Source organism: Cobetia sp. 5-11-6-3, assembly GCF_013374055.1.
Lineage (GTDB): Bacteria > Pseudomonadota > Gammaproteobacteria > Pseudomonadales > Halomonadaceae > Cobetia > Cobetia marina.
In genome coordinates this window covers 48,359-62,152 of record NZ_BLWJ01000005.1, presented here as the reverse complement: position 1 = coordinate 62,152, position 13,794 = coordinate 48,359, and the positions used below count along the sequence as shown (strand labels likewise).

The 13,794-nt window shown below is 61.3% G+C and carries 13 protein-coding genes and 1 tRNA gene; 8 read left to right on the top strand and 6 right to left on the bottom strand.

What is annotated here, in order from left to right; all coding sequences use genetic code 11:
* Positions 1-160 precede the first annotated feature (160 nt).
* On the bottom strand, positions 161-1,849 hold the full coding sequence (locus tag HXS66_RS10010; protein ID WP_176503478.1) for a DNA cytosine methyltransferase: 1,689 nt from the start codon (positions 1,847-1,849) through the stop codon (positions 161-163).
* A gap of 44 nt (positions 1,850-1,893) precedes the next feature.
* Here HXS66_RS10010 and HXS66_RS10005 point away from each other — a divergent pair, with 44 nt between their 5' ends.
* Positions 1,894-2,349, top strand: coding sequence for a very short patch repair endonuclease (locus HXS66_RS10005; RefSeq protein WP_141392227.1), 456 nt, complete (start codon positions 1,894-1,896; stop codon positions 2,347-2,349).
* 71 nt (positions 2,350-2,420) lie between these two features.
* On the opposite strand, the gene HXS66_RS10000 is transcribed toward HXS66_RS10005, so the two are convergent.
* Positions 2,421-3,284: a YicC/YloC family endoribonuclease gene (locus HXS66_RS10000; protein ID WP_084207724.1), complete on the bottom strand. Its 864-nt coding sequence runs from the start codon at positions 3,282-3,284 to the stop codon at positions 2,421-2,423.
* A 199-nt stretch (positions 3,285-3,483) separates the two neighbouring features.
* Between HXS66_RS10000 and rph the strand changes: the two genes are divergently transcribed.
* Complete coding sequence (gene rph / locus HXS66_RS09995; RefSeq protein ID WP_176503477.1) at positions 3,484-4,230, top strand: ribonuclease PH; 747 nt, start codon at positions 3,484-3,486, stop codon at positions 4,228-4,230.
* 133 nt (positions 4,231-4,363) lie between these two features.
* On the opposite strand, the gene HXS66_RS09990 is transcribed toward rph, so the two are convergent.
* Positions 4,364-5,131, bottom strand: coding sequence for an exodeoxyribonuclease III (locus HXS66_RS09990; RefSeq protein ID WP_077379899.1), 768 nt, complete (start codon positions 5,129-5,131; stop codon positions 4,364-4,366).
* 86 nt (positions 5,132-5,217) lie between these two features.
* On the opposite strand from HXS66_RS09990, the gene pyrE reads away from it, so the two are divergent.
* The 4 genes from pyrE to rep all read left to right on the top strand — a co-directional run bounded on the left by pyrE (position 5,218) and on the right by rep (position 9,284).
* A complete protein-coding gene (gene pyrE / locus HXS66_RS09985) occupies positions 5,218-5,892 on the top strand; it encodes an orotate phosphoribosyltransferase (RefSeq protein WP_077379901.1) in 675 nt (224 codons plus the stop codon).
* A 55-nt stretch (positions 5,893-5,947) separates the two neighbouring features.
* Positions 5,948-6,508 (top strand): YfaZ family outer membrane protein, encoded by a 561-nt coding sequence (locus tag HXS66_RS09980; protein WP_077379903.1) that lies wholly within the window; start codon positions 5,948-5,950, stop codon positions 6,506-6,508.
* A 145-nt stretch (positions 6,509-6,653) separates the two neighbouring features.
* Positions 6,654-7,127, top strand: coding sequence for a tRNA (uridine(34)/cytosine(34)/5-carboxymethylaminomethyluridine(34)-2'-O)-methyltransferase TrmL (gene trmL / locus HXS66_RS09975; RefSeq protein ID WP_176503476.1), 474 nt, complete (start codon positions 6,654-6,656; stop codon positions 7,125-7,127).
* Positions 7,128-7,202: 75 nt separating this feature from the next.
* Complete coding sequence (gene rep / locus HXS66_RS09970) at positions 7,203-9,284, top strand: DNA helicase Rep (protein WP_077379907.1); 2,082 nt, start codon at positions 7,203-7,205, stop codon at positions 9,282-9,284.
* Positions 9,285-9,297: 13 nt separating this feature from the next.
* Here rep and HXS66_RS09965 read toward each other — a convergent pair whose 3' ends face one another.
* The gene (locus HXS66_RS09965; protein ID WP_077379909.1) at positions 9,298-9,792 is read right to left on the bottom strand and encodes a cytochrome c5 family protein; all 495 of its coding nucleotides are present in this window, start codon (positions 9,790-9,792) and stop codon (positions 9,298-9,300) included.
* A gap of 145 nt (positions 9,793-9,937) precedes the next feature.
* Between HXS66_RS09965 and HXS66_RS09960 the strand changes: the two genes are divergently transcribed.
* Positions 9,938-10,014: transfer RNA gene (locus HXS66_RS09960), tRNA-Arg, on the top strand.
* A gap of 293 nt (positions 10,015-10,307) precedes the next feature.
* A complete protein-coding gene (locus tag HXS66_RS09955; RefSeq protein ID WP_176503475.1) occupies positions 10,308-11,765 on the top strand; it encodes a coniferyl aldehyde dehydrogenase in 1,458 nt (485 codons plus the stop codon).
* Positions 11,766-11,771: 6 nt separating this feature from the next.
* Here the strand turns inward: HXS66_RS09955 and rnk are convergent, their stop codons facing one another.
* Both rnk and HXS66_RS09945 read right to left on the bottom strand, forming a co-directional pair.
* The gene (gene rnk / locus HXS66_RS09950) at positions 11,772-12,185 is read right to left on the bottom strand and encodes a nucleoside diphosphate kinase regulator (protein ID WP_077379911.1); all 414 of its coding nucleotides are present in this window, start codon (positions 12,183-12,185) and stop codon (positions 11,772-11,774) included.
* A gap of 152 nt (positions 12,186-12,337) precedes the next feature.
* Positions 12,338-13,228 (bottom strand): WYL domain-containing protein, encoded by an 891-nt coding sequence (locus tag HXS66_RS09945; RefSeq protein ID WP_077379913.1) that lies wholly within the window; start codon positions 13,226-13,228, stop codon positions 12,338-12,340.
* Between the last annotated feature and the right edge of the window lie 566 nt (positions 13,229-13,794).

The window sequence follows — 13,794 nt, the reverse complement described above, 5'->3', positions numbered from 1 at the left end:
TAAATTCAGTGAATATCCATATTGATGATGTTGTTGTAAGTTTATCAGGCAAGACTCCTAGTGCTATCCAATAGATCTTCTTGGCTTATGAAGGCATGCAGTCCTAGATATAACGTCGGAGGCTTTTTGAATAAAGGCCTCCGACGTTATTCATAGTGAATTATTGATAATCAGCGAGTTTTCTCAAGACTTTCTGTACTCTTCCAGCAATCTGTCTTGCCAGCAGCGGTGGCACAGCATTTCCCACTTGGACATATTGTTGTGTCCGGTTTCCCTCAAAGAAGTAGTCATCCGGGAATGTCTGGATGCGTGCTGCTTCTCTGACCGTCAGGCTACGGCATTGGTATGGATCCGGGTGGATGAAATAATGACCATCCTTGGAGATATGACTCGTGATCGTCTTGGAGGGCTGGTTTTCGACAACCACTCGGAAGCGGTCCGAGAAATTGCCGGATTTCCAGTTGGAGTGATTGGGTGCCAGACAATCCAGGTGTATCTCTTCGGAGCCCTTGGGGGCTCTTCCGGTAACCTTTGCATATGCGGAGCAATAGAGATAACGCGCCAGATCTTCCTTGATATGACCACGCGTCTCGTGGTTCACCCAGATAGGCATCACTTTCCTATCATAGGCACCATGCAGCCACTCCTCCAGTTGACTGACTATCGGGCTGGATTTGTAGGCCCCTTCTACCACCATCTGCTTTCGATCAAGGCGTAGTCCTTTGGCTGCATGACCAGATACGGACTTGATCTCGTCAAGCAGTTCCTCAGATTCCCTTGAGTCAAGCTTTACAGGAGGTTTTGCCTTCAATTCAGCAATGATTCTTTCCGCGGATTCATGAATCGTTCTGGACCACTCTTCACGTGAATCCTCGCGGCTCAGACCACTGCGCAGCTCAGGCATGCCTGAGTGATAGAGAACCTCTGCAGCAGGCACCGGCTCACCCCCCTTGTGAAGAGGAACCTTGAGCATGCTGGCGATCTCATCGATCCCCATGCTGTCGACAAGATCATTTCTGACCCCTGCCAGAATGACGCGATGGCGGGCCTGGGGTATACCGTATTGCTCTGCCTTTATCAGGAAAGAAGAGAACTCATCTCGCGAAAGAGGGGTGGAGCCAAACCAGCCACTGTTCTCGCGCGGATAGTGCACCTTGTCATCCACCAGAGAAAAGATGGTGTAACCCTTCCTCTGCACCGACATCACGGAATCCGCAGTAGTGACCTCGACGGCAGAATCTGGCTCATGTAGATCAGACAGGATCTGGTCGAAGATGTATTCACCATTGACCTTGGATGACAATATTCCACGAACGTTTTCCATGATGAAGACAGCAGGACGATGGCGCGCGATGACGGATAGATACTCCTTGTAGAGGAAGTGCCTCTTGTCATCTTCTGCCTTGTATTCCTTGTTGCCCTTGTTTCTGGAGCGCCCGGCAAGGGAGTAGGCCTGGCAGGGGGGGCCACCTATCAGTACCCAGTTTCTCGAATGATCCAGCCCCTGTTCGAGCCTCTCCTCAAGTGCATGATTGCCAGCTTCGCCTCCCAGCTCCAGTGACAATGCTTCATGCTCTGCGTGTTCCCAGAGGTCGCGATAGTCTTCGAGGCTGGAGGGATGCGGGCCGCCTGTCAGATAATTGAAGTAGGCACTCCTGTCCCTTCCGCTATCGAGCAGTTCCCGGAAGAAGGCACGAAGGGTCAGTGTCTTGTGAGCGGAAGCTTCCTTCTCGACCGAGACGAGCGTCTTGAAGACGCGCTTCTCGTTGACATCCCGTAGGGAGTTGAATCCTTCACCCAAGCCACCTGGGCCTGCAAAAAGGTCGACCACCTGAATTGAATGGTTCATGGTTCTAAGCCTGAATTGATGCCTGAATGAAGCAGGGGGCTGACATGACTGATGTGGTTGACCCCCAAGTGCGTTCCCGGATGATGGGGGCCATCAAGGGCAAGGATACGAAGCCTGAAATCCAGTTGCGCCAGTATCTGCATGCCCAGGGGTTCCGCTATCGCCTGCACCGGCGCGGTCTTCCCGGCTCTCCCGATCTGGTGCTCAAGCGTCACTCACTCGTCATCTTCGTACACGGCTGTTTCTGGCATCGACATGGAAAGTGTTTCTACGCCGCCAGCCCGAAGACTAGGCCTGAGTTCTGGCAACAGAAGTTCGAGGCCAACATGGCCCGTGATGCCAGAGTCCAGAATGAGCTGCGACAGCTTGGTTGGAGAGTGCTTGTCGTATGGGAATGCGGTTTGAAACACCTTGATCTTGAGGATCATCAGATTCCAGAGCTGATCCGGTCACTGCATGCTGACATGCAATGGCCATCAATTCCGCCTCGCATGAGGTGATCGGATGCTCGCATGGCGCCCAGCGTGACCAGGAGAATACCAGGTTCGCGGGCGCCCACCAAATGCCAGCTTCACTCGATATTCTGAATCTGCTCACGCATCTGCTCGATCAGCACCTTGAGCTCGACGGCGCAGCGGGTGGTGTCGGCGACGACGGATTTGGAGGAGAGGGTGTTGGCTTCGCGGTTGAGTTCCTGCATCAGGAAGTCGAGGCGGCGGCCGATGGGGCCCTTCTGGGTGAGCTGACGACGGACTTCGCTGACGTGAGTGTCGAGGCGGTCGAGTTCTTCATCGACATCGGCCTTCTGGGCCATCAGGGTCAGTTCGGCTTCCAGGCGTTGCGGGTCGAGGGTGGCGCGAACTTCCTCGAGGCGGGCGAGCAGGGTTTCACGCTGTCGGGCGAGGATGTCCGGCATCAGGCGGCGGACTTCGGCGACGTGGCTGTCGACGCTGTCGAGGCGAGCGGTGATGAGTTCGGCGAGGCGTTCGCCTTCGCGGGCGCGGCCTTCGATGTGCTCGTCCAGCGCGCGCTTGAACAGACTCAAGGCATCGGCCTTGATGCGCTCCTGATCGGCGCCTTCGCGTACCAGTACGCCGGGATAGTCGAGCAGGGCGAGGCGTGAGGGCTGAGGGGCGTCCGGGCAGTGCTGGCCGACTTCGGCGAGCACGCGACTGAGTTCGCCAAGGCGTCTGGCATCGACGGCGAGGCTGTCGGCACCGGCTTCGGCATCAAAGCGCAGCGAGAGTTCGACCTTGCCGCGGCTGAGGCGCTTGCGCAGGCCTTCGCGGAAGGCGCTTTCGAGTTCGCGCAGGCTGTCGGGCAGGCGGAAGTGCGGTTCGAGATAGCGCTGGTTCACCGAGCGCAGTTCCAGTGTCAGGGTGCCGTAGTCGGCTTCATGGGTCTGGCGGCTGAAGGCGGTCATGCTGTGGACCATGACGTGCTCCTTGTCGGTTGGCAGTCGGGAAGAAGGGGCGGAGCATGAAGCGTCCGTGATGATTGTCTTGAAGTGTACGCTCGCCGCTCTTGAGCGCCCAGTGCTCTCGGGCGGGCGGCCCGGTGTGCGGTGAAGGTCGTCGCCCGTGGGCGTGGCGTGTAGACTCTGGCCTCCCGAAGACTGCAACAAAGGAATCCCCATGAGCGAAGCCAACGTGATCCGCCCCAGTGGCCGCACCCCGGAGCAGCCGCGCGCGATCCGCCTGACCCGTGAGTTCACTCGTCACGCCGAGGGCTCGGTGCTGGTGGAGTTCGGGGATACCCGCGTACTGTGCACCGCCTCTGTCGTGGCGGGCGTGCCGCGCTGGCTGCGCGGTTCCGGCAAGGGCTGGCTGACCGCCGAATATGGCATGCTGCCGCGGGCGACCCACACCCGCAGTGATCGTGAGGCGGCGCGTGGCAAGCAGGGTGGCCGTACGGTGGAGATCCAGCGTCTGATCGGCCGTGCGCTGCGCGCTGCGGTAGATCTCAAGAAGCTGGGCGAATACACCATCACCATCGACTGCGATGTGCTGCAGGCCGATGGCGGCACGCGTACCGCGGCGATCACCGGTGGCTGTGTGGCGCTGGTCGATGCGCTGCAGGGCCTGCAGCGTGAGCGCAAGATCAAGACCGACCCGCTGGTGAGTCTGGTCAGCGCCGTGTCCGTCGGTATCTACAAGGGCGTGCCGGTCACGGATCTCGACTATCCGGAAGACAGCAAGGCCGATACCGACATGAACGTGGTGATGGCGGAAGGCAAGGGGTTGATCGAGGTGCAGGGCACGGCCGAAGGCGCAGCCTTTGATCGCGCCGAGCTCAACGCGCTGCTGGATCTCGCCGAGCGGACCGGAGCGGAGCTGTTCGCCGCGCAGCGTGCGGCGCTGGGCATGCCCGCCGAGGCCTGAGTCCTTTTTCGGGACCCGACGGAAAACGCCCCCATCGCTTGCGCGGTGGGGGCGTTTTCGTCAGTGCCGGATGGCACATCATGCGACTGGCAGGGTGGCCCGAGGCCGAGCGCTCAAGGCGAGACGCGACGGATCACAGTTCGAGGTCGTACTCGACGATCACCGGTGCGAATTCGCTGAAGGTCGCGTCGGTATCGATCCATGCGTCCTTGATGTGACGACGCAGGTTCGGGTCGATGACCTGATAGTCCAGGCGCCAGCCTTCCTGACGGGCGCGCGGCTGGTCACTGTCCAGCGCCGGCCACCAGGAGTACTGGTGAGCCTCGCGATTGACCTCACGGAAGGCATCGATGAAGCCGATCGGGCCGAAGACCTGATCCATCCAGGCGCGCTCTTCCGGCTTGAAGCCGGGCGTCATCTGGTTGTCGGACCAGTTGGCGAGATCGACGGTCTTGTGGGCCACATGCCAGGTGCCGCAGATCATGTAATCACGACGCTTGCGGCGCAGCTTGCTGAGGTATTCCTGATACTGCTCCATGAAGGCGCCCTTGGCGTCCGGATCACTGCCGTCAGGCATCAGGAAGGAGCAGATGCTGAAGCGGTCGTAATCGGCCTGCAGGTAGCGGCCTTCGTTGTCGCACTGCTCGAAGCCCAGTCCATACATGATGGCCTTGGGAATCTGGCGGCAGTAGAGGCCTACGCCCGAGAAGCCGTCTTTCTCGGCGTCAAGGAAGTAGCCTTCATACCCTTCCGGGTAGAGGATGCTGTCGTCGAGCTCGAAGCTCTTGGCCTTGAGGTTCTGGATGCAGACGACGTCGGCGTCCTGACTGGCAAGCCAGTCGAGGAAGCCGCGGCTGACCGCTTCTCGAATACCATTGACGTTAACTGTAGCGATTTTCATACGTGGTCCCTGGTTCGTCGCGCCTGTATGATACCCGAGCTTTAGACGATTTGGTAAATGGCTAACGAATTCAAAGGTGATATCGGATGCAGGACTACCAGCGGGAGTTCATTGAGTTTGCCATCGAGCAGGACGTGCTGCGGTTTGGCGAGTTTACGCTCAAGTCCGGGCGGGTGAGCCCCTACTTCTTCAATGCTGGCCTGTTCCGCTCCGGTCAGGCGTTGGCGCGCCTGGGCCGTTTCTACGCCCGCGCCATCGTCGACTCGGGCCTGGAGGCCGACGTGCTGTTCGGCCCTGCCTACAAGGGCATCCCGCTGGGTGCCGTGACGGCCGTCGCGCTGGCCGACCACCATCAGCGCGACATGCCGTTTACCTTCAATCGCAAGGAAGCCAAGACGCATGGTGAAGGCGGCTCGCTGGTCGGCGCGCCCCTGGAAGGCCGCGTGATGATCATCGATGACGTCATCACCGCCGGTACCGCCATCGGCGAAGTGATGGAGATCATCCACGCCGAGCGTGCCAAGGCGGCGGGGGTCGTGATCGCTCTGGACCGTCAGGAGCGTGCTCCGGATGGACAGGGTGGCTTGAAAGCGAACAGTGCCATCCAGGAAGTGGAAGCACGTTTCTCCATGCCCGTGGTCAGTATCGTGACGCTCGACCAGGTGCTGGAGTATCTTGAGCAATACGCACAGCAGGAACTGTCTGGGTACGCGGCAGCTATCCGCGACTATCGTGCGCAGTACGGTCTCCAGAGCGCCTGAGAGCGCTCATGACCCGCGCACACCACATTTCCCAGTCACGTAGAGAGACATGCACATGACAGCTTACCGTAACATTCTCGGCCTTTCGGCAGCTATCCTTGCCGCTAGCCTGTCCGCCCCGGCACTCGCCGGCAACGCCGATCTCAACCTCAACAGTGAAGCCGTCCAGGGCGAGCTGAACGGCGAGATCAGCAACGGCGTCCAGCTCGGCGGCGGTATCCTGTCCAGCGATGACCACGATGATGTCACCGCCGGTCACGTCCAGCTGCTGGGCACCGAGCGCACCAGCGAATACGACGTGGGCCTCGGCGCACGCTGGAGCCAGTACGACACCGACCACGGTGACGGCGGCGGTCTGGGCCTGGGCGGCTATGGCTACTACTACCTGCCGGGCGCGCCGCGCGTCTCGCTGGGTGGCTATGGCTACGTCACCCCGAACGTCGTGACCAGCGACGAGCTGGAGCACAGCTACGAGTACGGCCTGCGCGCCCGCTACCAGGTCATCGACAACGTCGAAGGCTATGTCGGCTACCGCAAGGTGAAGGCGGACTTCGACAACCGTGACGAGCGCACGCTGGATTCCGGCCCGCTGGTCGGCATGCGTCTGCAGTTCTGATTCCCGCCCTGCGCGATGGATGCGCATTGCGGTAAGATGGCGGGCCCTTCGGGGCCCGCTTTGCGTTGTCCTGGCGGGCGGTGCTGCCATGAGGGGAATGCTGGCCTGCCAACGCCCTGTTTCGTCATCTGCCGCGAGTTAGCTCATGCTCGATATCGTGCTCTATCAGCCCGAGATTCCGCCCAATACCGGCAACATCATCCGCCTGTGCGCCAATACCGGCTTTCGCCTGCATCTGATCGAGCCGCTCGGGTTCGAGCTGGAGGACAAGCGCCTGCGGCGTGCCGGACTCGATTATCATGAGTGGGCACGTGTGCAGCGCCATGCCAGCCTCGATGACTTCGTCGCAACCGTGAAGCCTGCGCGCATCTTCGCGCTCTCTACGCGGGGTCGCACCGCGCCACATGAGGCCAACTTCCAGGCTGGTGATGCGCTGGTGTTCGGCCCGGAGACGCGCGGCCTGCCACAGGCGATGCTCGACAGTCTCCCCCGCGAGCAGGTATTGCGCCTGCCGATGCTGGCCGACAGCCGCAGCATGAATCTGTCGAATGCCGTCGCCGTCGTTGTCTACGAAAGCTGGCGTCAGCTCGACTTTGCCGGGGCCGTGCAGCTTGATTGAGTGCGCTGCCCGGTCGTGCCCGGCACCACCAGAGATGTTTCTTCGATTGATTTCCTCGCCCAGCAGGACACCGTGATGACCGAGATCCGTGATCGCCTCGCCAAGCTCAATCCCCGCCAGCAGGAAGCCGTGCGCGCCATCGATGGCCCCTGTCTGGTACTGGCAGGGGCCGGTTCCGGCAAGACCAGCGTGATCACGACCAAGATCGCCTATCTGGTGCAGGAATGCGGCATGAAGGCACGCAACATCGCCGCCGTGACCTTCACCAACAAGGCGGCGCGCGAGATGAAGGAGCGAGTCGGCAAGATGCTCAAGGGCCGCGAGGGCCACGGGCTGATCGTCTCGACCTTCCACACCCTCGGCCTGACCATCATCCGCGGCGAGCTGAAGACACTGGGCTACAAGCCGGGCTTCTCGCTGTTCGACACCGATGACGCCAAGGTGTTGATCAAGGAACTGATGCACAAGGAAGCCGACACCGACGCCGAGCAGATCAATGCGGTGCAGAGTCAGATTTCCACCTGGAAGAATGACCTCATCCTGCCCGGGGCGGCGCTGTCGCATGCCGAGGATGAAGACGCCCAGTACGCCGCAGTGATCTACGAGGCCTACAACCGGCATCTCAAGGCCTACAACGCGGTGGACTTCGATGACCTGATCCTGCTGCCGGTGGTGCTGTTTCGTGACCACCCCGAGGTGCTGGCACGCTGGCAACGGCGCATCCACTACATGCTGGTCGATGAGTATCAGGACACCAACATCAGTCAGTACCTGCTGGTGAAGATGCTGATGCAGGAGCGTCAGACCTTCACCGTGGTGGGGGACGATGATCAGTCGATCTACGCCTGGCGTGGCGCGCGCCCCGAGAACCTCGTCACCCTCGGCGAGGATTTCCCGCGCCTCAATCTGATCAAGCTGGAGCAGAACTATCGCTCCACCGGCATCATCCTGCGCGCGGCGAACACCCTGATAGCCAACAACCCGCACGTCTACGACAAGACGCTGTGGTCGCAGATGGGCGATGGCGACCCGATCCGCATCATCATGAATCGCAACGAAGAGGCCGAGGCCGAGCGCGTGGCGGGGGAGATCCTGACGCGGCGCATCAAGGAAGGCGCCGAGTGGCGTGATTTCGCGGTGCTCTATCGTGGCAACTTCCAGGCGCGCCTGCTGGAGCTGAAGCTGCAGCACTATCAGATTCCCTACAAGCTCTCCGGCGGCACCTCCTTCTTCGGGCGCAACGAGATCAAGGACGCGATGGCCTATCTGCGTCTGCTGATCAACCCGGCGGACGACAATGCCTTCCTGCGCATCGTCAACGTGCCGCGACGCGAAGTCGGGCCGGGCACGCTGGAGAAGCTGGCCAACTACGCCACCGGACGTGGCGTGTCACTCTACGCCGCCTGCAGCGAGATGGGCCTGCGTGAGCAGCTCAGCGAGCGGGCGCTGGACCGCCTCGGCCGCTTCACCCACACGCTGGACCGCGTGCGCCGCGAGATGGATGCCGGTCAGTCGATCAGCGCGATCCGCGAGCTGTTTCATGAAGTGGATTACGAGGGCTGGCTGTATCAGAACGCCAGTGCCCCCAAGATCGCCGAGCGGCGCATGGCCAACGTCTGGATTCTGATCGACCAGCTGGAGAAGTCGATCAGCGGCAATCCCCAGGAGGAGGTGGAAGAGCTTGAGGGCAGCGAGGCGATGGTCGGTGACACCGAGACCGGTGATGTCGCGGCGGCCATCTCACGTCTGGTGCTGCGCGACATTCTCGAGCAGCAGGCCGAGGAGGACGATTCGGACCGTGTGCAGCTGCTGACGCTGCATGCCTCCAAGGGCCTGGAATTCCCGCACGTCTACGTGATGGGGCTGGAGGAAGACCTGTTGCCGCACCGCAACTCCATCGAGATGGAGACGGTGGAGGAGGAGCGTCGCCTCGCCTATGTCGGCATCACGCGGGCACGGCGCACGCTGGTGCTGACACTGGCCCGGCAGCGCAAGACCTATGGCGAGATGATGGACTGTGTGCCGAGTCGCTTCCTGGACGAGCTGCCCCCCGAGGATCTCGAGTGGGAAGGGCGTGCCGACAAGCCGCAGGATCAGGAGAAGAAGGTGGCCCGCGGACGGGATGCCATCGCGGGCCTGCGTTCCCTGCTCGGTTAGTCGCGCTCGAGGGTCAGCGCACGGAGTCGAGCAGATAGTCCACGGCGGCCTTCACTTCCTCATCGGACAGCGCCGGGTTGCCGCCCTTGGCCGGCATCGCATTGAAACCTTCGATGGCATGGGTGTAGAGCGTCTCGTCGCCCTTGGCGAGACGCGCTTCCCAGTCGCCGGCCTCACCCAGACGCGGTGCGCCTGCCGCGCCCGTGGTATGGCAGGCCATGCAGATACCGCCGTAGACCTTCTCGCCGTCGATCGCGCTGGCAGCACGGGCGGAGTCAGTCTCCGCCGCCGCAGACGGCTGTTGGCCCGCTCCGGCCATGTCACCTGCGCAACTCTCACCTTTCAGGCATAGCTCACCCACCGGCTTGAGGCGCTCGGCGATGGCGTCATGCGAATTGTCCGCGGCGAGCGCCTGTGAACTGACAAGCACGCTGAACAGCATCGCGCTCAGGGAAACCGGCAGGGAAGAGCGCGTGAGGAATGACGCGGATGGCTGGCGAGCTTGCATGAGGTGCACCTTTTGAAGGCTGTGTATCGAGCCAGTATAGCGCTGGCCGAGGGGGCGGCAACCGTGTGACGGGCGTGATATCTCGACAACGTAGAATCAAGACGTTACCATAAGCGCGCCTTGGTTCTCCGCAACCATGGCATGCGCGCCCATAGCTCAGCTGGATAGAGTACTGCCCTCCGAAGGCAGGGGTCGCAGGTTCAAATCCTGCTGGGCGCGCCAACGAATTCCGTCATCGGCCGATCGGCAAGATGACATCCGAGAAGCCCTCGCACCTCACGGTGCGGGGGCTTCTTGCATTCTGGCTTGCGTGGATTGTCGTGCAGACTTTCTTTGACGCCATCAAACGAGTGTTCTAAAACGGAGTGAGCCACGACGACGTCTGTCATTCTCGACAGCTCCCACCGGATACGCTCATGACGCCTGCTTCCCCTGAAGACCCCCGTGCTGTTGACGACCTGCCTGCCACCTCCGACGCTGCGACTGCCTCATCAGACCACGAGGGAGAGGCCGAGATGGCTCGCATGCGTGAGTTGCTGGACGCTCAGCGAGCAGCCTTCGCCCACGCGCCGATGCCGAGTGCCGAGGAGCGGCGTGGCTGGCTGGCAGCGCTGCGTGATGCCCTCAAGGCGCACGAGGAGGCCTTGGTCGCGGCCATCAGCCGAGATTTCGGTCATCGCAGTGCTCACGAGACACGCCTGGCGGAACTGGTACCGAGCTACGAGGGCATTCGCCATGCACGCCGTCACCTGAAGGGCTGGATGAAGCCCTCGAAGCGCCACGTCAGCGCCGCCTTCCAGCCAGCCAGTGCAAGTGTCGTCTACCAGCCACTTGGTGTGGTCGGCATCATCGTGCCGTGGAACTATCCGCTGTATCTGGCGATCGGCCCCTTGATCAGCGCGCTGAGCGCCGGCAATCGGGTGATGATCAAGATGAGCGAATTCACGCCGGAAACCGCCGAGGCGCTGCGCGGCATGCTCGCGGATGCCTTCGAGGAAGTGCAGGTCGCGGTGGTGACCGGCGAGGCCGAGGTCGCGGCGGCCTTCTCGGCACTGCCCTTCGACCACCTGCTGTTCACCGGCAGCACGGCGGTGGGCCGGCATGTGATGCGCGCCGCGGCGGAGAATCTGACCCCCGTCACGCTGGAGCTGGGCGGCAAGTCGCCGGTGATCATGTCGCGCCAATTGATGGCGGACAACGCGCAGCGCCGCGAGGCGGCCTCACGTCTTGCCTTCGGCAAGGGCATGAATGCCGGCCAGACCTGTGTCGCTCCGGATTACGTGCTGTGTGCGGAAGATCAGATCGAGTCGCTGGTTCAGGCGTTGGGGGAGTGCTTCCAGCGCTTCTATCCGCGCTTCGCCGAGACGCAGGATTACTCGCGCATCATCAATCAGCGTCAATACCAGCGCGTGAGGGAAGTGCTCGAGGATGCACTGGCCAAGGGTGCGACGCTCAGGCCACTGCTCGACAGCCCTGACTGGGATGACCCGGCGCTGGTCGAGAAGCGTCTGATGCCGCCGCTGGCACTGCTTGAGGTGACGGATGAGATGCGGGTGATGCAGGAGGAGATCTTCGGGCCGCTGCTGCCGATTGTCGCGCTGCCGGACGCGGCGGTGGATGAGCTGTCCGCTGCGATGGCCTACGTGAATGCGCGCCCACGCCCGCTGGCGCTTTACTACTTCGGCCACGACAGGCACGAACAGCAGCGGGTCACCGAGGGCACGCATGCAGGTGGAATGTGTCTGAACGACACCTTGCTGCATGTGGCGCAGGATGACATGCCGTTCGGCGGCATCGGGCCATCCGGCATGGGGCATTACCACGGGCGGGAAGGATTCCAGACGCTGAGCAAGGCCAAGGGCGTCTTTGCCAAGGGGCGCATGAATGGCGCGAAGCTGATGTATCCGCCCTATGCCGACGGGCCGGCAGCACGCGCCATCCATGGTCTGATCCGCCGCCTGCTGATGCGCTAGGCGCTGTCAGCGGTGCAGATCGCCCGCGCTTTCCGGCTGGTAGTGGAGCGCCTCGATGCGTACCTCGTGCAGGCTGCCATCCGGCAGCTGCCACTCGATGAGGCTACCGACCCGCAGCCCCAGCAGAGCGGCTCCCAGAGGCGCCAGTACTGACAGGCCATCCTGCTGGTCTGACAGGGCGTGCGGATAGACCAGCGTGCGTATCAGGGTCTGCTGGCGGGTCAGATCCGTGAACTCCACGCGGCTGTTCATGCTGACGATATCGGCGGGCACCTCGTGAGGCTCGACGATATCGCCGCGCTCCAGTTCGTCCTCAAGCTGTTCCGCCACCTGGCGGTCGGCAGCCGAGACGCGATCAATCAGGCGCTCGAGGCGTTCGGCATCCAGACGATTGATGATGATCGAGGGAAGTGTGGCCATGTGACCTCCTGTCAGGTGTGGTATCCGCGCCTTGCTGACAAGGCCTGGCGAGTTACCAAAAAAACAGCCCTCCGCCGGGTAGGCGAAGGACTGTGTGCAGAAGTCATCATATAAACTTCACTCAGCGCTGGATAGTCCTGCAAGCCATCGTTTCAGGCGCTGGAGCTGACGAACAACCAGTCGCTGATCTCGGCATGATTCAACACCACCAATTGCTGCGCACGGGGCGACTCATCCAGATAATCCGGATTGATGCCCAGCTCACGCAGCACATACTGGACGAGGGCGCCGCGAGTTGGCAGGTGAAGCTCGCCGTCGACCATGCCGTGGTCCTGTTCGATCAGGCCACGCTCATCTGGCGTCAGGCGAGGGTCTGCCCCCAGGCGCAGGGTGACCCGGGTTTCCCAGCCGTCATCGAATTCACGTTGACTGCCTTCAAGTGCCTCGCCGAACAGCTCAGGGACATCGCGGAATCGAGACAGCACGAAGTCGCGAAAAGCCCGGTTCTTCTCACAGAAGGCCCGCACATGCCAGCGACCTGCGGCATAGACCAGCGTATGTGGACACAGGATACGTTCTTCCCCCTGAGGGGAGTTCAAAGAGGCGTAGGTGACCTCCAGGCGTGCTCCCTGGCTGGCCGCTTCAATCAATGTCCGGACCACGGGCGGGCTGGCGCTGCGGGACGGCAAGCGGAGCGCCTCGGTGTTGGCCTGACCGAGTCCGAGTCCGGTGAAGTGGGGATTCAGATTGTCATGATTGCCGAGCAGCTGCAGATATTCATCCACCTCACCCCGCGTCAGCATCGGGTGAAAATTGGCGGAGGGGCGGTAGCCCTTGATCACGGGATCATATTCAAGATTGTGTTCGGCGACGGTCTCGCGATAGGTCTTCATGACGCGTGACGCCTGCTGGCGTGCTATCCCGAAGGCGTTGCCCAGATGACGTGACGTGACGCGGCCTTCCCACAGGGCGATGATCTCGATCAGACGGTAGCGTGCCAGCGTGTCCCAGGGCAGGGTTTCCAGGCGTTCCTTGATGCTCATTGATGAATCCTTTCATACGGGTCTTCTATGGCGCCGAAATGCGAGATTGCTGGAGAGGGCCCTAGCAATGGCAACGCGTGGCAGGCGTCATTGATGATCGGGAAGATGACCCGGTTCCGGGCTTCCTGTGATGGCTGAGGACTTCTTAAATGCTGGGTAGGCATGAAAAAAGCTCCGGCAGAAGATACCTGTTCGGATGCGTTGACCCCAGTGTCCGCGAAAGGCGCGACATCATTGCGTCGCATGGAAGTGACGCATTGAAATAATCTGTTGCCATATAAACAGGTTCCAGTTTTCTATTGCGGCTTCTGGCCATTACGGGCAACAAGTTGGCGCATCCGAAAACCACTATCGCCGGGTGGAAGAGAGCAGCACTGCGATATGCGCAACAACAGAAGCTTGATATGACTCACATTTAAGAGGTTAGAACGCGTTAGGCCAAGGAACGGACGTTTGAGGGGGGAAACTGCCGGCCCTAATGGCGACGCACTATCTGCAATGACATGCTCGAGTATTAGGGAAGTGGCGTTGTTAACGCCTGAAACGCAAAAGACCCGCCGGGAGGC